This window comes from Streptomyces sp. NPDC012510 (genome assembly GCF_042955065.1).
Lineage (GTDB): Bacteria > Actinomycetota > Actinomycetes > Streptomycetales > Streptomycetaceae > Streptomyces.
This window is the reverse complement of sequence record NZ_JBIBEN010000005.1, coordinates 94,635-112,360: the sequence shown is the minus strand read 5'-3', so window position 1 is coordinate 112,360 and position 17,726 is coordinate 94,635. Positions and strand designations below refer to the sequence as shown.

Annotated in this window: 15 protein-coding genes and 1 pseudogene; 7 read left to right on the top strand and 9 right to left on the bottom strand. The window is 69.1% G+C overall.

From position 1 onward, the window contains the following. Positions 1 to 62: 62 nt before the first annotated feature. The 5 genes from ACFY9I_RS10635 to ACFY9I_RS10615 form a co-directional block, all read right to left on the bottom strand. Positions 63 to 185 carry a hypothetical protein gene (locus ACFY9I_RS10635; protein ID WP_390999411.1) on the bottom strand — a complete coding sequence of 41 codons (123 nt, stop codon included), beginning with the start codon at positions 183 to 185 and terminating at the stop codon, positions 63 to 65. Beyond that, a complete protein-coding gene (gene cpt / locus ACFY9I_RS10630; protein WP_390999409.1) occupies positions 182 to 739 on the bottom strand; it encodes a chloramphenicol phosphotransferase CPT in 558 nt (185 codons plus the stop codon). The genes ACFY9I_RS10635 and cpt overlap by 4 nt, the downstream gene beginning before the upstream one ends. A gap of 4 nt (positions 740 to 743) precedes the next feature. Next, the gene (locus ACFY9I_RS10625) at positions 744 to 1,193 is read right to left on the bottom strand and encodes a GNAT family N-acetyltransferase (RefSeq protein WP_390999406.1); all 450 of its coding nucleotides are present in this window, start codon (positions 1,191 to 1,193) and stop codon (positions 744 to 746) included. Positions 1,194 to 1,231: 38 nt separating this feature from the next. Next, on the bottom strand, positions 1,232 to 2,347 hold the full coding sequence (locus tag ACFY9I_RS10620) for an ADP-ribosylglycohydrolase family protein (RefSeq protein ID WP_390999404.1): 1,116 nt from the start codon (positions 2,345 to 2,347) through the stop codon (positions 1,232 to 1,234). Positions 2,348 to 2,555: 208 nt separating this feature from the next. Continuing rightward, positions 2,556 to 5,249 carry a tetratricopeptide repeat protein gene (locus tag ACFY9I_RS10615; RefSeq protein WP_390999401.1) on the bottom strand — a complete coding sequence of 898 codons (2,694 nt, stop codon included), beginning with the start codon at positions 5,247 to 5,249 and terminating at the stop codon, positions 2,556 to 2,558. A 126-nt stretch (positions 5,250 to 5,375) separates the two neighbouring features. On the opposite strand from ACFY9I_RS10615, the gene ACFY9I_RS10610 reads away from it, so the two are divergent. Both ACFY9I_RS10610 and ACFY9I_RS10605 read left to right on the top strand, forming a co-directional pair. Beyond that, positions 5,376 to 5,897 carry a DUF2165 family protein gene (locus tag ACFY9I_RS10610; protein WP_390999398.1) on the top strand — a complete coding sequence of 174 codons (522 nt, stop codon included), beginning with the start codon at positions 5,376 to 5,378 and terminating at the stop codon, positions 5,895 to 5,897. A gap of 216 nt (positions 5,898 to 6,113) precedes the next feature. Continuing rightward, positions 6,114 to 6,581, top strand: a complete 468-nt coding sequence (locus ACFY9I_RS10605) for a MarR family transcriptional regulator (RefSeq protein WP_390999395.1) — start codon at positions 6,114 to 6,116, stop codon at positions 6,579 to 6,581. A gap of 88 nt (positions 6,582 to 6,669) precedes the next feature. Here ACFY9I_RS10605 and fbiC read toward each other — a convergent pair. Then, a pseudogene (gene fbiC / locus ACFY9I_RS10600) lies at positions 6,670 to 6,933 on the bottom strand (7,8-didemethyl-8-hydroxy-5-deazariboflavin synthase); the annotation flags it as partial. A 528-nt stretch (positions 6,934 to 7,461) separates the two neighbouring features. Between fbiC and ACFY9I_RS10595 the strand changes: the two are divergent. Together ACFY9I_RS10595 and ACFY9I_RS10590 are read left to right on the top strand one after the other, a co-directional pair. Beyond that, entirely contained in the window at positions 7,462 to 8,136 is a 675-nt protein-coding gene (locus ACFY9I_RS10595; protein ID WP_390999393.1) for an HAD-IA family hydrolase, read from the top strand. Then, positions 8,133 to 8,990: a DUF1932 domain-containing protein gene (locus ACFY9I_RS10590; RefSeq protein WP_390999390.1), complete on the top strand. Its 858-nt coding sequence runs from the start codon at positions 8,133 to 8,135 to the stop codon at positions 8,988 to 8,990. Before ACFY9I_RS10595 ends, ACFY9I_RS10590 begins: the two co-directional genes overlap by 4 nt. A gap of 38 nt (positions 8,991 to 9,028) precedes the next feature. Here ACFY9I_RS10590 and ACFY9I_RS10585 read toward each other — a convergent pair whose 3' ends face one another. Together ACFY9I_RS10585 and ACFY9I_RS10580 are read right to left on the bottom strand one after the other, a co-directional pair. Next, positions 9,029 to 9,589, bottom strand: coding sequence for a guanylate kinase (locus tag ACFY9I_RS10585; RefSeq protein WP_390999387.1), 561 nt, complete (start codon positions 9,587 to 9,589; stop codon positions 9,029 to 9,031). Next, entirely contained in the window at positions 9,586 to 10,626 is a 1,041-nt protein-coding gene (locus ACFY9I_RS10580; RefSeq protein WP_390999384.1) for an AAA family ATPase, read from the bottom strand. Before ACFY9I_RS10580 ends, ACFY9I_RS10585 begins: the two co-directional genes overlap by 4 nt. 716 nt (positions 10,627 to 11,342) lie before the next feature. Here ACFY9I_RS10580 and ACFY9I_RS10575 point away from each other — a divergent pair. Genes ACFY9I_RS10575 through ACFY9I_RS10565 form a run of 3 tightly spaced genes read left to right on the top strand, consistent with a single transcriptional unit; the run spans position 11,343 to position 14,356 of the window. Next, positions 11,343 to 12,695, top strand: a complete 1,353-nt coding sequence (locus tag ACFY9I_RS10575; protein ID WP_390999381.1) for a hypothetical protein — start codon at positions 11,343 to 11,345, stop codon at positions 12,693 to 12,695. 42 nt (positions 12,696 to 12,737) lie between these two features. Continuing rightward, positions 12,738 to 13,412: a methyltransferase domain-containing protein gene (locus tag ACFY9I_RS10570; protein WP_390999378.1), complete on the top strand. Its 675-nt coding sequence runs from the start codon at positions 12,738 to 12,740 to the stop codon at positions 13,410 to 13,412. Positions 13,413 to 13,432: 20 nt separating this feature from the next. Beyond that, positions 13,433 to 14,356 (top strand): glycosyltransferase, encoded by a 924-nt coding sequence (locus tag ACFY9I_RS10565; protein ID WP_390999375.1) that lies wholly within the window; start codon positions 13,433 to 13,435, stop codon positions 14,354 to 14,356. A 64-nt stretch (positions 14,357 to 14,420) separates the two neighbouring features. Here the strand turns inward: ACFY9I_RS10565 and ACFY9I_RS10560 are convergent, their stop codons facing one another. Beyond that, complete coding sequence (locus ACFY9I_RS10560; RefSeq protein ID WP_390999372.1) at positions 14,421 to 17,060, bottom strand: valine--tRNA ligase; 2,640 nt, start codon at positions 17,058 to 17,060, stop codon at positions 14,421 to 14,423. Between the last annotated feature and the right edge of the window lie 666 nt (positions 17,061 to 17,726).

The following is a 17,726-nucleotide window of genomic DNA, read 5'->3' as shown; positions in this document are numbered from 1 at the left end:
GAATACCTCCGTCTCGCTGCCGTCGCAGGCCCGCAGCCAGAACTGGAGGGTCCCGTCCTCGCTCACCGTGAGTTCCGGGTCCCCGACATCGTGAGTTCCAGCACGGCCCGTACGAGCGTCAGGTCCAGACCGACGGGCTCCTCACCGCCATCCACGAACTTGGAGACCATCGGGCTCCAGCTCACGAAGACCCCTCCCCCGCTTCCCGGTCGACGTGGGCCGCGATGGCGCGGGCGCAGATCAGGGGCTCGGTGTGGGTGGTGTCGACCTCCAGGTCGTAGTGGACGCCCACGTGGACGATGTCGGCCTGGGCCTCGGCCATACCGGGGACGCGGTCTCCCCGGGCGATCTCCCGGGCCGCCGCCACCGCGCTGTCGCAGCGGACGCCGACCCAGAGCACGTCCACGCCGTCGAGGTGCTTCTCCCAGCGGCGCTGGGACTCCGCTCCGCCGAGGAAGACGTCGTCGACGATGACGCGGGCACCCGCGCGGGCCATGGCCACGACGCCCTGCGCCCAGGCCTGCTCGAGAGCGCGGAAGTCCGTGCCGATGCTCACCCCGCCGTCATCGGAGAACTCGATGCCGCCGTCCGCAGTCTGCATCCTCGCGGGCATCGCCTCGATGAGGGAGTCGACCCCGAACGCCAGCCACTGGTCGGACAGTTCGGCCTGCAGACACCGTACGATCCCGGACTTCCCCGCGCTGGAACCACCGTTGAGAAAAATCATCTGAGTCGTCATGGGGTCACGGTAGGGGGCCCGGGTCGCGCACCATGAAGACGTCCACCGGGTCCTCCGTCTCCGGACGGAAGCCGTGGCGCTCGTAGAGGCGTCGGGCCGGGCTGCCCTGGAGGACGTTCAGGCGGATCGGGAGGCCGGGCTCCTCGGAGCGGTCGAGGAGGTGGCGGAGTACGGCTGTGCCGATGCCGGTGCCCTGGAGCTGGGGGGCCAGGTAGAAGTGCTCCAGCCAGTGGGCCTCGGGGGCGGGACGGAGGGCCACGCAGCCCGCGAAGCCGCCGCCGACCTCGATGATCCAGGTGTGGGACGGGTCGAAGCCGTCGCGGAAGCGTTGGCGGACGCGGTGCGGGTCGTAGCGGCCGAGGCGTTCCAGGTCCGGGCGCATCACCACGGCGCGTAGTTCGGCCAGGGGTTCCACGTCGGCCGGTGCCGCCGGTCGTAGGTTCCAGTTCGCCATGGTCTCCGCTTCGTTCCGGTCGTTCTCGGGGCGTCGCCTCAGGCCCGTGGGTAGCGCGTGAGCCACCCCGGTACCGCTCCGCCGGGGCCGTGCAGGGCCGGGCCCTGGGTCATCTCCAGGGCGAAGTCGTCCGCGAGGACGAGGATCGTGGGGCGGCCCTCCAGTTCCGCCAGCCAGGCGGGGGGCAGGGCCGTCTCGCCGTGGAGAGCGCCGAGGAGACCGCCCGTCAGGGCGCCCGCCGCACCGGAGGGTCCGCCGTGGTTGACGGCGAGGCACAGGCCGTGGCGTACGTCCTCACCGACCAGGGTGCAGTACACGGCGACGGCCAGCATGCCCTCGGCCGTGCCGGCGCCGACGAGTCGTTCGACGACGGCCGGGGAGGGGGTGCCCTGGCGGACGGCGGTGACGGCCTGTTGGAGGGAGTCGGCGACCGGCTGGTGGCCGGGGCGGGCGGCCAGCAGCACCAGGGTCTTCTGGACGGCGGCGTCGAGGCTCTCGCCCCGCGCCAGGCTGTGGACGATGACGGCGTAGGAGCCGGCGGTGAGGTACGCGGTGGGGTGGCCGTGGGTCTGGGCCGCGCACTCGACGGCGAGCTGGAAGACGAGCTGGGGTTCCCAGCCGACGAGGAGGCCGAAGGGGGCGGAGCGGGCGGCGGCCTCGGCGCCCGTGTCACCGGGGTTCTTGGGGGCGTCGAGGGTGCCCATGGTCTCGTCCCCGAGGCCGAGAAGACAGGTGCGGGAGGGGTCGCGGCGGGCGTACAGCCACTCCTCGCGGGCGAGCCAGCCGTCGTCCTTGCGGCGTTCGTCGGGGCCCCAGTCCCGCTGGGTCGCGGCCCAGCGCAGATACGCCCGGTGCAGATCGGTAGGCGGATGCCAGACGCCGGTGTCACGGCGGACCTGGGCGCGTATCAGGCCGTCGACGGTGAAGAGGGTGAGCTGCGTGAGGTCGGTGATGGCGCCGCGTCTGCCGTACGCGGGGGCCAGATCGGTCAGCCGGTCCGGGCCGTACGCCTCGCCGATCTCCGCCAGGGTGAGCTGGTCGACCGGTGCGCCCAGCGCGTCGCCCACGGCCGCGCCCAGCAGTGTGCCGCGCACCCGGCTGCGGAAGTCCTGCTGCTCGACCCGCCCCCACACGGCACCGGCTGTCCCACCCACCCCGGCCTCCTCACGGCCCTGCCCCGACCCGTACGTCAGTACGTCAGTACATCCGTACGCCCGTACGGCTCGACAGTCCAGCACTGTAATCGAACGGGAACAGTCGGCTCAGAGCTCTTGACGAGCGCAATCGACCCACAGCCCACAACCGTTTCTCAGCCCCGGACGCTCCGTACGGTCCGCGCGCCGGGCGTACACCCGAGGCCCTCTACTCCGTACGGTCCGGGGCCGGGGCCGGGTCCGGGTCCGGGGCCGGGGCCGGGGCCGGGGCCGGGGCCGATGGGGCCGTCGCCTCCGTGGCCCGGGCGTGTACCTCCGTGATCAGCGGGTCGCCCGGCCTCAGCGACAGGGCCCGCTCCGCGTCGGCCAACGCCCGCTCCGCGTGGCCGAGTTCGAGGTGGAGGGCGGCGCGGTGGCGCAGCGCCCACGCGTAGTCCGGGGCGAGCGCCACGGCCACGTCGAGGTCGGCGAGGGCTTCGTCGTGGCGGCCGAGTCCGGTGCGGGAGACGCCCCGGCCGGCGTAGGCGGAGGCGTAGAGCGGGTTCAGCTCGATGGCCCGGTCGTAGTCGGCGAGTGCCTCCTCGTCACGGCCGGCGACGCGCAGGGCGTCAGCGCGTTCGCAGCGGGCCCAGGGGATGTCCGGGTCGAGGGCGACGGCGTGGTGCAGATCGGCCAACTGCCGCTCGCGCTCGCCCCGGGAACGTCGTACGCGCGCCCGGCGCACCAGGGCCCACACGTACTCCCCGTCGAGCTCCAGGGCGTGGTCCAGGTCCGCGAGGGCCTCGTCGAGGCGGCCCTGCGCGTGGCGGACGGCGCCACGCGAGGCCCAGGTCGAGCGGCGTACGGGGTCGAGGGCGACCGCCCGGTCCAGGTCGGCGACCGCCGCGTCGAGGTCACCGAGGAACCGGTGGTAGTCGCCGCGCAGGACGAGGGTGGTGACGTCGTCGGGGGCGAGCGCGTCGGCCCGGTCCAGGTCGGCCACGGCTCCGGCGTGGTCCCCGGTGTGTGCCCGTGCGACCGCCCTGCCCTGCCACGCCGTGGCCGCCTCGGGATCGAGGGCGACGGCCCGGTCGTACTCGGCCACCGCCCGCTCGTGCGCCCCGTCCCGGTGCAGCGCCCGCCCCCGCAGGGCGCGTGCGTACGCCTCCCGCCGGGCGTCGAAACCGGCCCGGAGCAGCAGTGCCCCGAGGGCGTCGTGGACGCCGCCCCGCTCCAGCGCGCCCAGCAGATCGTGGCCCCAGCGGCCGGCGTCCTCGTCATCGGCGTCCTGCCCGGCCTGCGCCAGGGTCTCGGCCCACCGCCGGGCCACGGCCGCGCCCTCCCCGCAGGCGTCCACGGCGTCCCGCAGCGCGTCGGCGAGCGCCCCGCGCTCCCCCGCACACAGCCGGTGGTAGGCCTCGGCCAGCCGCAGCTCCCGCCACCGCTCGTCGCCCCACGCCTCTTTGCCGTCCAAGACGGCTTCCGTCTCCGCCCGCCACCCGGCGAACGCCTCCGCCAACCGCCGGTGCCGCTCGCTCCAGCCCCGGGGAGACCGCAGCCGCTGCAGCCGGACCATCGGTGCCCGTACGACGTCGTGGTACACCACCCGGTCCCCGCGATCGGTGACGAACGGCAGGGCCCGCAGCCGGCCGAACAGCCCGTCGGCATCCCCGTCGCAGCCCCGGCCGCTGTCTCCCCCCGTGCCCGCGCCACCATCCGCACCGGAGGCCGAAGCCGTGCCGAAGGCCGAAGCCGTGCCGAAGGCCGGCTCCGACACCGCCACCCGGAACACGTCCGCATCCAGCCAGCGGGGCAGGGCGCAGGTCAACGCGGCGGCCCGGCGTACCGGATCGCCCTCCCACCTCAGGAAACGCTCGACCGCCGTGGCGCTCGGATCGCCCGCGTCGGCAAGGTCGTCGAGGTCGCCGGGGCGGGCCTCGGCGAGGGTGGAGACCAGGACCGGCAGCCCGCCGGTGAGCCGCAGGACCTCCTCCACGACCGGCTGGGCGAGCACACCCTTTGCGGCGAGGAGCCCGCGTGACTCGGCCTCCGTGAAGGGCTCCAGGGGCAGATCGAGGACGAAGTCGGTGAGGCCGCCCCAGCGGGCGCCGTCCAGGGGGCGCTGTCCGGCGGTGACCAGGACGAGGTTGCCGGGGACGGGGGCGTACCGGTCACCGGCGACGATGTCGTGCAGCCAGGGGTCGAGGAAGGCACCCGTGCGTTCGTACGTGTCGAAGAAGAGGACCAGCCAGGGGACTTCCGCCGCTGTCCGGGTCAGCTCCTCCAACAGGGTCGGGGTGAGGACCGGTTCGGGGGTGAGGACCAACTCGGCGTCCTCCGAGCCGCGCGCCCGGGATGCGAGCCCGGCACGCAACCGGTCGGCATGGCGGGCGAGTCCGGCCGGGTCGACGGCACCGGCGAAGGGGCCGACCACGGGGACGAGGCCGAGTGCGACGAGGGTCGCCCGCGCGGCGGCCATGCTCGCCCCCGAGGGTTCGGCCCCCGCCGGCCCCGTCCCCCCCTCCGGCTCGGACAGGGCCTCGGCGGCCAGCTCGGCCTCGTAACGCCGCTCGCGGTGCGCGGCCAGCAGCCGCTCCAGTTCCTTGAACCGCCGGCCCTGCCGGGCGAAGCGGTCCGCGATCACCGCCATGGCCTCGGGCACACTGCCGACGCCGTCGTCGACGTACGCGGTGAGCGCGCCGCTTTCCCGGGCGATCTGCTCCAGCTCCCGGACGAGGAAGGTCTTTCCCATGCCGGCGGTGCCGTGCACATGGAAGAGGAAGCGCCGCCGCTCGTCCTCGACGGGCAGGTCGAAGGTGGCCCGGAAGGCGGCGCGTTCGGTGTTCCGGCCGACGAAGCCCTGGCGTGTGCGCCGTCGGATCAGCTCTTGCATCGTCGGAATGGGCGGCTGCGCGCGTCCCATGCGTCACCCTTCCTTGCGGCTCGTACCGCACCCTCGGACCGGTTTGCGCCGACGGCGACTCCCATTGTGATCCAACGCGCCGAAAATCACCTGGGGTTGACGCATGCCTGTGCACATAGTTGGACCATGGCTGAGAAACAGACCCCCCGCCCCTCCCTCCTCCCGCTGGCCTCGACGCTGCTCGTCGGCACGGTCGCCCTCTACATGGCCCTCGTCGCCTTCAGCAACATCACCGACTTCGGCACGAACCAGCAGTTCGTCCGCCATGTCTTCGCCATGGACACCACGTTCAAGGACGAGGACCTCATGTGGCGGGCCATCGAGTCGAAGGGCATCCAGGACGCCGCCTACGTCCTCATCATCATCTGGGAGACCGTCTCGGCCCTGATCCTCATCGCGGCCACCTACTTCTGGGCCAGGGCCCTGCGCCACCGCGCCTTCCACACGGCCCGCCGCTACAGCACCCTCGGCCTCCTCATGGTCCTCCTCCTCTTCGGCGCCGGCTTCATCGCCATCGGCGGCGAGTGGTTCGTCATGTGGCAGTCCGGCGACTGGAACGGCCTCGACGCCGCCCTCCGCGTCTTCCTGCTGAGCGGCGTGGTCCTGCTGGTGACCTCCCTGCCGGCGAACGACCGCGAGGCCGGCTGACCGCGAGGCCGGCTGACCGTACGTACCGGGGCAGGCACGCCCCCGCGGACGTCGGCCGCGTCGCCCGTGGCCGAACCCGTCGGGAAGGATGACCCGCCCCCCTGACGGCGTCGGGGAGATCACCGCTTGTCCTCAACCGCACTTGAGGTCATACGGTCCCCAACAGACCCGCACGGCGTGCGGGCTCGCACCCAAGCAGCGGGAGGGGCCATCCCCATGGCGAACCAGCAGATCTCCGACACCGAACTCGCCGGACAGCCGGCCGCGTACTGGACCGGTGTCGCCTACGAGGCGCTCATCGCGTACACCCGCGCCAGGCAGGCCGAAAAGGGTTACACCCAGCCGCAGTTCTGGCTGTTGCGCAATCTGTCCGTGAACGACATCTCGCCCGACGGCGAGGGGATGACCCTGCCCGAGCTGCGGAAGGCCATGTCCTCCTACATCCGGCCCGAGGACGACCTGTCGGCGGAAGCCGAGGTGCTCCTGGAGCGAGGTTGGCTGACCCGTGACGCGGATGAGCGGCTGTGGCTCACCGAGGAGGGGGAACGGGCCCGCGTCGCCCTGGCCCGAAACGCGCCCGAGATCCGCGCCGCCCTCCACGAGGGCATCGACGACGCGGACTACGTCACCACGGTGAAGGTGCTCCAGCGGCTGATCCGCAACGCGGGCGGGACGGTCGCCTGACAGGCCGGGGCCGGGCGGCGCGCCCGTGCCCCGGGCGGCGGCCCCGTGCCCGCCGACCCGTGCCCGCCGACCCGTGCCCGCCGGCCCGTCAGTCCACCACCGGCAGCAGCTCCGGCAGATGCCCGTCCGAGGCGACGGCCGCCCGCAGCCGTTCCTCCGGGACCTCGCCGTACAGCGTGGTGCGCGCCCTGGCGGGCCGGCCGGCCGCGTCGGCGACGGCGATCAGGTCCCGCACGGTCTTGTAGGAGCCGTACGACGAGCCCGCCAGATGCACCATGAGGCGTCCGTGCCACTGATTGGCCAACGCGCTCTCCGTCGGTGCGCTCTCCCCGTTCCCGGGCCAGGAGGACCTGCTCTCGAGTTTCGTCGAGTGCCATTGCGACGTCTTCGGCGTCGGACGATCTGGCCCGGCTCCACAGGGCGACGACCTGGTTGCGTGTCGCAGTCCATGTTTCTGTGGCCATCAGTGCGACCAATGTGGCACCGGCGGTCTGCGTGAGTTGCCTCAACTGCGGGTCCATTCTCCCCCGGTCGCGACGGTCGTCCGTGTGTCCGGCGCACGGCTGAACACGTGTGCGTTCACTGTAAATCGTGTGGCTTCACCACTGATCTTTGCTGCCGCACCCGGGAGTTGGCTTAATCGTCACTCCCCGAATACAGGGGAACGGCCGCCGCCCGTGGCTGTCCCGAAGCGGAACGCCTGACGGCAACGCGCTTTATCTACCGCCACGGCGCGGCGAGCCGAATGCAACAGTGCACGAACCTGGGGGCGAGCGAGATCCTCCGGACACCCTGGCCCCCAGGCTGAGGTGGAAGGCCACCAGTCCAGGGACTGGCTGGTGGATCACAGCGCTGACCGTCGCAGATTAGGGTGCGGGATGTGCAGCGCCTCCTCGTTCTCTTCGACCTCGACAACACCCTCGTGGACCGGCGGGGAACGCTCGCGGCCTGGGCCGCCGAGTTCACCGCCCGGCACCGTCTGGCGGACGAGGAGCAGGCGTACGTCCTGAGCATGGTGGCAGAGCGGGCCTATCCGTCCACGTTTGACGCGATCCGCATTCGGTACCGGCTGCCCATGCCGACTGCAGAGCTGTGGCGCGCGTACTGCACCGACATCGCGGCCTTGGTCTCGTGCCCGGCCGACGTCCTTGACGGCTTGGACCAGCTGCGTGCGGTCGGCTTCCGATTGGGGGTGGCGACCAACGGTGCGGTGGACATCCAGCGCGCCAAGCTGCAGGCCACCGGTATTGCGGAGCGTGTGGACGGTGCCTTCGTCTCGGAGGAGGCCAACGCAGGCAAACCGCAGACCCGGCACTTCGCCCTGGCTGCGGCCCGCTGCGGCACCGCGCTCGGCGACGGGGGCTGGATGGTCGGCGACAACCCTGTCAACGACATCGGCGGCGGACGCTCCGCGGGGCTGGGCACCATCTGGATCGGCAACGACCGCTCCTGGCCGCCGAACGATCCCGGGCCGGATCACACGGTGCCCCATGCGCGCGCCGCCATCGACCTGCTGCTTCTGCATTCTGCTGGCCACACGAGGACCACGACATGACGGACACCATCGGGCTGCTGCATCCCGGCAGCATGGGATCAGCCTTCGGCGCCCAGCTGCGCGCTCGCGGCCACATCGTGCTGTGGTGTCCCGACGGGCGCAGCGACACAACTCGCCGCCGGGCCGAGCACGCGGGCCTCGAAGCCAAGGCACTACCTGAGCTCGTTTCCCGCTCCGACGTGCTGCTCTCCCTGTGCCCTCCCGCCGCTGCGGAGGAGACCGCCGCCCAGGTGGCCGAGCTTGGTATGGCCGACGCGGGCACGATCTACGTTGAAGCGAACGCCGTCTCGCCATCGCGCGTGCAGCGCATCGCCGACCGCCTGGCCCCGTTGGCATTCGTCGACGCCGCCGTGGTCGGATCTCCTCCGGTGGGCGGCAAGTACCCGACGCTCTATCTGTCCGGCCCAGGCAAGCAAGCCGACCGGATCGCCGAACTCTTCGCCGGCACTGATGTGCGGCCTCACGTCCTGGGCGACAGCATCGGGAAAGCCTCCGCACTCAAGCTCGCATACTCCAGCTACCAAAAGGTCTCCCGCGTGCTGGCCGCCGTCGCGTACGGGGCGGCGGACTCGTACGGTGTCGCAGACGAGCTACTGGAGATCGCGGCCAAGCGCACCCGCAGCTACCTTGTGGAGACCGACTACATCCCCAAGACCGCTGCCCGCGCCTGGCGTTGGGGTCCAGAGCTCGAGGACGCGGCGGCACTGCACGCTGATGCCGGGTTGCCCGACGAAGTCATACGTGCCGCCGCAGTGACCCTCGCCCGATGGGATGGCAACAGAGACGAGCAGCTGGATATCGCCGAGGCTTTGGAAGCCCTGCGCGTCGAGGGGGACCTGGACAACGCGAGTTGAGCGGGTGGCATCCGGCTGGGTCGCTGACGTCTTGACCGTCAGGAGCGAGGTGACGTGGTGCGGACTATGGCGTCGATCCCCTGTGCGGCTTCCCGTGGTGCCATCCCATCCGTGTCCACGCGCAGTTCCCACTGGGCCCGCGGGTGAGCCGCAAGATCCGCCCGAGTGGCATCCCAAGCAGCCAGCCGAGCCGCCGTGTCGGTGTCCCCTCGCTGCGGTGAGCGTCGGGCAGTGGTCTCCTTGGAGCACCACAGCAGAACGCGCACCCAGTGCGCCGGGAAGAGGGCAGTCACCTGCTTCATTCCCGCCATCTGGCCGAGGTGGACGACAGGGGTTCTGCCGCCCTCCATGGCTTGGTCGAGGCCGGGTCGGTCGACGACGTAGACGTTGCTATACCGGTCGTTGCGGTAGATGACGTCGCCGCGCGCTTCCAGGACGGCCAGCTGCTCCGGTGTGCCCATTCGGTAGCCCTGGGTCTTCCCGGTCCCGATCTTCAGACGGGTGAACGGCACGTACCGCTCGTCGAGTTCGGACAGCGCTGCCGTGACCGTGTCCTTGCCTGCCGCTGGCGGCCCGTACAGCAGGATGCCTTGCCTCACTGGAACACCGTGCCGAAGACTTGGCGCACTTGGTCCGTGAGGGATATCGCGGCGCCGAGCCGGTTGTCGACGACCAAGTGCGGTATGACGGGCCGCAGTTCGAGGTCGATCCCGGCGGCGTACGTGTCCCAGTTCTGGAGTTTCCAGCTGTCCCGGGCGGCGGACCGGAAGGTGATGTACTCGTGCATCGTGTCGAGGTCGCACTGAATCCAGACGACGGCCACGGTGACGCCGCGCGCTTCGCAGCGATTGATCAGGCGGCCCATCCACCGAGGGTCGGTGCTCTCGGAGATGAACGGTGCGCTCAGGACCGTGCTGATCGCGCAGTCGATGTTTGCGTACGCGGTCTCCAGCAGGCACTGGTACTCCAGCGGGCGAACCTTCTCCCGGTAGAGGTCGGTGTGCCGGTCGTTAGGGTCACTGCCCATCTCTATGAGGAGGCGCTCGACGAGGGGACGTGTGATCGGATCCTTGTCGAGGACGGGCCAGCCGGTGAGCTGGGATATGAAGCGGGCGAACTCGGATTTCCCGCTGCCGGCGTAGCCGCCGACCATCAGCAGCGTCGGCTTGTTCGGATCGCCGCCGGTGTGACGGCGCTTCCAGGCGTCGAGGATTCGCTGCTGTACCCCTTGCCCGTCGGTTTCCTCCGTACCCGGCGAGAGCTGGAGCAACGCGCGCTCCACGGCCAGTACGTGGGCCCCGTTGTGCGGCTCGTTCGACGCGGTGAACTTGAGCTTTCTGGCCTCGTCGGGCAGGGCATTACGGAAGCCGAGTTCGGGCTCGGTCGCGCGATACAACAGGCAGTACGCGCGACGGTAGTGCGGCCCGGGATAGATCTCACCCTGCTCGTGCTGCCACAGCGTCTGGAAGTTGGCGGCCGGCACCGCGAGTCCGGCGGCCCGCGCCACCTCACGCAGCTGCTCGCCCGCGCCCTCCAGCGTCAGGCCGTGGGCTTCGCGTTGCTGCCTCAACCTGCCCGGGCGCCAGCCCGGCCGACTCTTCCCCACCGCGCCTACCGCCTGCCCATCTCTGGTCATGATCCGGAGCCTAGGCCAGCCTCTCATGAGGGCGTGTGTAAGCGGATGTTGAAAAGTTAGACCAACCAACCATGAGCCGATGATGAACAGCTCCGGCAACGGCTCGTGATACTCCGGGCACGTTCGGACCGCTGTCATGGTCACACCGACGCGGTCGTCGCATACCCGCCTCGGTCTCCAGTATCCGTACGAGATCGAAGGGGGCTCCGCGGTGGCTGTCGAAGTTGCTGTCCTGCTGATCCTCGGCATCGTGATCGCCTTCTCACGCCGGGGCGGTGGGCTAAAGCGGGTCACGCCGTGGTGTGTACGGTCTTCGGCCTCTACCTCGCCGGAACCCACAGCGTCGGGCCACTCGTGCAGGACGTCACGGTGTCCCTCGCGAACTTTCTGTCGAGGCTGAGGCTGTGAACACGCCGACTGTGCCACTGGGGTCAGTGGTGCAAGACGGGGTCCTCGGGCTCGTGGCGGCCAAGCCGCACCTCGTCGATCCGGACGGGAAGCCATCGCGGCCTGGGCGGTAGGCGCAGACACAGGAATCCCAAGCCGTCATCCCCTGAGGAGCAGCTCCGGAGAAGCCGGGCAGCAGTCAGAGAATTCCCAGCCGTCGAGCTCGGGCCAGTTACGCATCACACAAACAGCCCCTACTGGCGTGCGCCCAAAAGTAGCCACCAGCATCCATCCCATTAGGCCAGCAGGAAGGTCTTCTCGTGATACCTATGCATCATCTCATCGTGGTCGGTTTTGATGAGATCGTCGCCAACAAGTACCTGCCGTGCATTCGCGATGCCATTGACTCCGGTCACATCGACTCCTATTCCATCATCGACCTGGAGTCGCAGCGGACGGAAATCGACGGGCGCATAGCGGCGGCGACTGTGAAGCCGCGAGGAGTCGTTTACCTGCCGGATTCCGGCGACCGAGTACGGGAGACGCCGCAAGAGCTCATTGCGGCCGCCATACGGCGCCTGCGAGTACCCGGCGTACCGACCAAGGTGTACATCGCCACGGAGGTGCGGGCTCACGAGGCGTACCTGCGGTTCTGCGTGGAGAACCACATCGACTCACTGGTCGAGAAGCCCGTACTGGCTCCCATCGTGGACGGGCGGTTCAAGCCCTCGTACATCACGAAGACCATGGAGGAACTCATCGGTGTCGCTGCCGACTCCTCCGCGGAGCACTCGGTGATGACGCTGAGCCGGTACCACCAGATCTACAACCACAAGGTCGTTGCCTCGCTGAGGAACCGGATGGAGAGGTGGGAGGCACCCCTGACCTCGTTCCATCTCCGGGCGGCCGGTGGTGTGTGGAACCTTCAACGCGAGTTCGAGAGCCGCGACGATCACCCGTACAAGTACGGCTACGGGATGATGATGCACGGCGCGTACCACTACGTGGATCTCGCGACCCAGATCCTGTCGCTCAACGCGGAGCTCTTCGCCGAGCGCCAGCTCCGGTTGGAAGTAAGCGCCTTCGGCGCCTTCCCCGTCGACCAGCACCAGCGCCTCTCTCAGCCGTTCGCGCGCAGGTTCCAGGACGCCGGCGCGCGGTGGTCGGCGGACTCGGATGAGGGCTTCCGTTTCGGCGAGACCGATGTGACCTCCACGTTCCGCCTCGTAGATGTGGCGACGGGGAGGACCGTCTCGCTCGGGACCTTGTCCTTCGAGCAGACCACCCCCTCCATCCGCGACTGGGCGGAGCTCCCGGATGGCCTCTACAACGTCAACGGCCGCACATCGAGCGTCGACCTGGAGGCACAGCTGTCGACGCTGTTCTCCACCCACGTCCACTGCTACGACATCCCCCGCGGCATCAGCGCGGATGGGATCGACGCGTTCGCCCGCGTGACCACGCGCGCCAACGCCGCACTGCTGCCCGACGAGCAGTACGTGTCGGAGGAGTCGTTCGACGGGCTGTTCCACAGCGACAGCAACCGCCAACTCATGGAGCACTGGCTGCGCGGCTCCGAGCAGCGCAGCTCCCTCGCGAGCCACCTTCGGCCCATGCAGGTCACCGAGGCCCTCGCCTCGTCGGTACTCGCTCCTGGACGCCTGGTCACGGTGCCCTTCTAGGCACCGGCTGCTCCAGACCTTCCAGGCATAGAGGAGTCATACATGAATCAGCCAGTTTCGAGGGCATCCGTGCATGCCTTCTACGCGGACGCGATCCTGTGCGGCCGGAACACCGCGGAGAACCTCCAAGCCGCCACCTCGGAGCGGTTCAATACCCTCCTGGAATCCATCGGAGACGGGACCCCACATACCGCACTGGACCTGGGGTATGGGGCCGGGACCTACACCATCGCCTTAGCGCGCGCAGGATTCCGCGTCGTAGCCGTCGATCAGATCCCCAGCGACTCGCTTCTTCAGCGCATCGACGGCGCAAGTGATTGGGCCCACCGGATCGAAACACGGGAATGCCTCGCCGAGAACTTCGCCATCGATGAAGACTTCGGAGTCGTCGTCGCCAAGGACGTCCTGCATTACCTCGCAAGACGCGACATCGAGTCCCTCCTCACGAGCGCGGTCACTCACGCGCAGGGGGCGAACTACCACTACCTCGAAGTCTTCACAGGGATCACCCGCAGGTCTGCGGACGGCAGCAACCTGCGGATCGAGGGGGAGGCCGACTACTCTCCGGAGACCTTCCGACAGGTCATCGAGCGGATCTACGACGGCTGGGACCTCACGCTGCTCTGGTCCGAGCACACGGAACAGGACAGACGAACCGGGCGCAACTGCTTCGAGGCGACCCGGGCCACCGTCATCGCCGCCAACCGGGCAGCCTGATCAGAGACAGGGAGAAAGCCGTGAAGTCGAGCACGCCCGAGGGGATCAGCTTCGTCATCCCCTGCTTCAACTCGGGGGGCTATCTCGTGGAAGCCGTCGAGTCCCTGATCCAGCAGCCCCACACGTTCCCGTACGAAGTCGTGATCGTGGATGACGGCTCCGACGACCAGCCCACGCTTCGTGCAGTTGCGCTGTGCGCCGAGCGCGCGGAAGTCCGCATAGTCCGCCAGGATCACAGCGGACACCACGCCGCCAGGAACGCCGGCATCAACGCCGCGTCCTTTGCGTACGTGATGCAGCTCGACGCCGACGATCGGCTCGCCACAGCGCCTGAGCTGCTGAAGGCCGGCAGTTACCCGGACCGATCCGTCAAACTCCTCAAGTCGCACCGCCACGTGGCCTTCGTCCACACCATGTCGCGGATGATCGGCGACTTCGACGGGCTCACCGTCTCCTCCTACCCGTGCCGCGAGGAACTGGTCCTGCGTAAGCACCACGTGCCCACCTCGATCGTCTACCGCCGTGACGACGCCATCCACGGCGGTCTCTACGACCCGGACGTACGGAAGTGGGGGGACTGGGCGTTCGCTGTGAACCTCCTCGCCGGGCGCTTCCGCAGGGGCGAGGTCAACCACATCGTGTGCATCGCAGGCCCGCTGCACGAATACCGAGTCCACTCGTGCACACGACGGGTCTCCAACGCCGAGATCTCCGAGTTCGGCATGACCCTGCTGGTGGTGCAGAAGAACCTCGACCTGTTCCGGCACCACTTCAACCGCGATGACACGGCCGAGGACATCACGCGCCTCGTCCTCGCCTCGAAGCCGTCCCGGCTCGTCGACCTGATCCGGATGGCCGAGTTCGACCTCGAACAGGCCCTCGCGGTCGCCCGCCAGCGGCAGTTCTCCCTGTCGAGCCCCTTCGAGGGCTTGGGAATTCCGTAGCGGTGCCCTCCGTATGAAGGAAGCCCCGGACGATGCGTCCGGGGCTTCCTCGCTGTTCTGGCTACTAGGCAGGCGGCAGGTTGTTGATCTGGTTCTGCAGCCGGACGATGTCCTCTTCGGCCTTCGCGAGACGGGTACGAATCTTCTCGACCACGTTGTCCGGCGCCTTCGCCAAGAACGCCTTGTTGCCGAGCTTGGCCTCCGCCTGGGCCTTCTCCTTCTCCGCCGAAGCCAAGTCCTTGGCCAGCCGCTTGCGCTCAGCCGCGACGTCGATCGTGCCGGACAGGTCGAGCGCGACCGTGGCGCCGGCGACCGGGAGGGTCGCCGAGGCACTGAAGCCGTCGCCCTCCGGCTGGAGCCGGAGCAGCTGACGGATGGCGGCCTCGTGAGCAGCGAGCTGCGTACCCGACAGCTCCAGACGCGCCGGCACCTTCTGACCGGGCTGCAGCCCCTGGTCCGAGCGGAAGCGACGAACCTCGGTGATCACCTGCTGGAGGCTCTCGATCTCCGCCTCGGCCGCGGCATCACGGAACCCGCTGTCCGCCGGCCAGTCGGCGATCACGACGGACTCGCGGCCGGTGAGCGTGGTCCACAGCGTCTCCGTCACGAACGGAACGATCGGGTGGAGCAGCTTCAGCGTCACGTCCAGGACCTCGCCCAGGACGCGAGCCGAGACCTTGGCCGCGTCGCCGCCGGCCATGAACGTCGTCTTGGACAGCTCGACGTACCAGTCGAAGACCTCGTCCCACGCGAAGTGGTACAGGGCATCGGCGAGCTTCGCGAACTGGTAGTCGTCGTAGTACGCGTCCGCCTCGGCCACGACGGTGTTCAGCCGGGACAGGATCCAGCGGTCTGTGGCCGAGAGCTGCTCGGCCGGGGGCAGCTCGCCCTCGATCGTGGCGCCGTTCATCATCGCGAACCGGGTCGCGTTCCAGATCTTGTTGGCGAAGTTCCGGGACGCCTGGACCCAGTCCTCGCCGATCGGCACGTCGGTACCGGGGTTGGCTCCCCGCGCGAGCGTGAACCGCAGAGCGTCGGAGCCGTACTTGTCCATCCAGTCCAGCGGATTGACCGTGTTGCCGAACGACTTCGACATCTTCTTGCCGTGCTCGTCACGGACCATGCCGTGGAACGCGATGGTGTGGAAGGGGATCTCACCGTCCATCGCGTACAGGCCGAACATCATCATCCGCGCGACCCAGAAGAACATCAGGTCGTACCCGGTGACCATGGCCGAGTTCGGATAGAACTTGGCCAGGTCCGCGGTCTTCTCGGGCCAGCCGAGTGTCGAGAAGGGCCACAGGCCGGACGAGAACCAGGTGTCGAGGACGTCGGTGTCCTGCTCCCAGCCCTCACCGGTCGGCGGCTGCTCGTCGGGGCCGACGCACACGGTCTCGCCGTTCGGGCCGTGCCAGACGGGGATGCGGTGGCCCCACCACAACTGCCGTGAGATGCACCAGTCGTTGAGGTTGTCGACCCAGTCGAAGTACCGCTGCGACAAGTCGGCGGGGTGGATGTCCACCCGGCCGTCGCGAACCGCGTCACCCGCGGCCTTGGCGAGCGTCTCGACCTTCACCCACCACTGCAGGGACAGCCGCGGCTCAAGGGTCGTCTTGCAGCGCGAGCAGTGGCCCACCGAGTGGACGTACGGCCGCTTCTCCGCGACGATCCGGCCATCGGCCCGCAGCGCGGCGACGATCGCGGAACGCGCCTCAAAGCGGTCAAGCCCCTCGAAAGGCCCGTGGGCCGTGATCACGCCGCGCTCGTCCATGACGGTCAGCGACTCCAGGCCGTGCCGCTGGCCGATGGCGAAGTCGTTGGGATCATGGGCGGGCGTGACCTTGACGGCACCGGTGCCGAACTCCGGGTCGACGTGTGTGTCGGCGACGACGGGGATTGCGCGGCCCGTCAGCGGCAGCTTGATGTGCTTGCCGACGAGGTGCTTGTACCGCTCGTCGTCCGGGTGAACGGCGACGGCGGTGTCACCGAGCATGGTCTCGGCACGGGTGGTGGCGACGACGACCGTGTCGTCCCCCTCGCCGTACTCGATGGAGACGAGCTCACCGTCGTCGTCCTGGTAGTCGACCTCGATGTCCGAGATCGCCGTCAGGCAGCGCGGACACCAGTTGATGATGCGCTCGGCGCGGTAGATCAGGCCGTCGTCGAACATCTTCTTGAAGACGGTCTGGACGGCGCGCGAGAGGCCCTCGTCCATGGTGAAGCGGTCACGGCTCCACGCGACGCCGTTGCCCAGGCGCCGCATCTGACCGGCGATCTGGCCGCCGGACTCGGCCTTCCACTGCCAGACCCGCTCGACAAACGCCTCGCGGCCCAGGTCGTGGCGGGACTTGCCTTCCTTGGCGAGCTCCCGCTCGACGACGTTCTGCGTCGCGATGCCGGCGTGGTCCATGCCGGGCTGCCACAGCGTCTCGTAGCCCTGCATGCGCTTGCGGCGTGTGAGGGCGTCGATGAGCGTGTGCTCGAAGGCGTGGCCCAGGTGGAGGGATCCGGTGACGTTGGGCGGCGGGATGACGATGGTGTACGCGGGCTTGTCGCTCTTCGCGTCGGCCTCGAAGTAACCGCGCTCTACCCAGCGCTCGTACAGCGTCCCCTCTACCTCGGCCGGCGTGTACTGGGTCGGCAGTTCGGGGGCGCTGTTCGGCCCGCTGTCGGGGCGCTGAGTGTTGTCGGTCACGACGGCCATTCTATGGGCCCGGCGTCCCCACACTTGCCTGGCTATCGCCTCAAGATCGACAGGGGGCAGGGCATGCAAAAGGCCGCACGGATGCGATTCAAGTGTGACCAAGAACACTCCCGTACGGCCACTCTCAGCTTACCGCCTTCGGGGCCGTCCTTCTGCAGGGTGGTGCCGAATCTCATAGCTGGAGGAGCTCATCGTCGGTTGCGGCTGCACGCTGTGATCCACGTGGTTCATGGGGCGGACGTGGTCGCCTCTGTTGTCCCCCTCGGCCGCTGACGCACTGGACTGCTGCCGTGACCCCGGTCGTCAGAGTCGGGGCCCGAAAAGGATCTGCGCGAGACGCTGCCGCACCTCTGGTCGAGCGAGAGCGTTGCCCGTGCTGAAGAACGTGATGTCGCCCGAGTCGCTGATGGGCTGGGGTGCGAAGTACTCAAACCCGGGGTGTTTCCGCATCACGGGGCACGTCGGTTCGTGTGGCAGGCGCCACGCCATCGCCGTGAGTCGCAGGGCCCGGAACGGGGCGGTGTCACGCGACTGCATAGACAGCGAAGCTAGTCCGAGCAGGTCAGCGGCTTCCATCGGACTAGCTGCCCTGTCAACGGACACCAGTTCGCCGGGGGCAGACAGGAAAGATCTCGAAAGGACTGGTGCGCTGCGGCACGGGCATGT

What these genes read in the sequence shown, in the direction of transcription:
- cpt (WP_390999409.1), bottom strand. Translation starts at nt 739, where the DNA reads ATGACGACTCAGATGATTTTTCTCAACGGTGGTTCCAGCGCGGGGAAG.
- ACFY9I_RS10625 (WP_390999406.1), bottom strand. Translation starts at nt 1,193, where the DNA reads ATGGCGAACTGGAACCTACGACCGGCGGCACCGGCCGACGTGGAACCC.
- ACFY9I_RS10615 (WP_390999401.1), bottom strand. Translation starts at nt 5,249, where the DNA reads ATGGGACGCGCGCAGCCGCCCATTCCGACGATGCAAGAGCTGATCCGA.
- ACFY9I_RS10610 (WP_390999398.1), top strand. Translation starts at nt 5,376, where the DNA reads ATGGCTGAGAAACAGACCCCCCGCCCCTCCCTCCTCCCGCTGGCCTCG.
- ACFY9I_RS10605 (WP_390999395.1), top strand. Translation starts at nt 6,114, where the DNA reads ATGGCGAACCAGCAGATCTCCGACACCGAACTCGCCGGACAGCCGGCC.
- ACFY9I_RS10590 (WP_390999390.1), top strand. Translation starts at nt 8,133, where the DNA reads ATGACGGACACCATCGGGCTGCTGCATCCCGGCAGCATGGGATCAGCC.
- ACFY9I_RS10580 (WP_390999384.1), bottom strand. Translation starts at nt 10,626, where the DNA reads ATGACCAGAGATGGGCAGGCGGTAGGCGCGGTGGGGAAGAGTCGGCCG.
- ACFY9I_RS10575 (WP_390999381.1), top strand. Translation starts at nt 11,343, where the DNA reads ATGCATCATCTCATCGTGGTCGGTTTTGATGAGATCGTCGCCAACAAG.
- ACFY9I_RS10570 (WP_390999378.1), top strand. Translation starts at nt 12,738, where the DNA reads ATGAATCAGCCAGTTTCGAGGGCATCCGTGCATGCCTTCTACGCGGAC.
- ACFY9I_RS10560 (WP_390999372.1), bottom strand. Translation starts at nt 17,060, where the DNA reads ATGGCCGTCGTGACCGACAACACTCAGCGCCCCGACAGCGGGCCGAAC.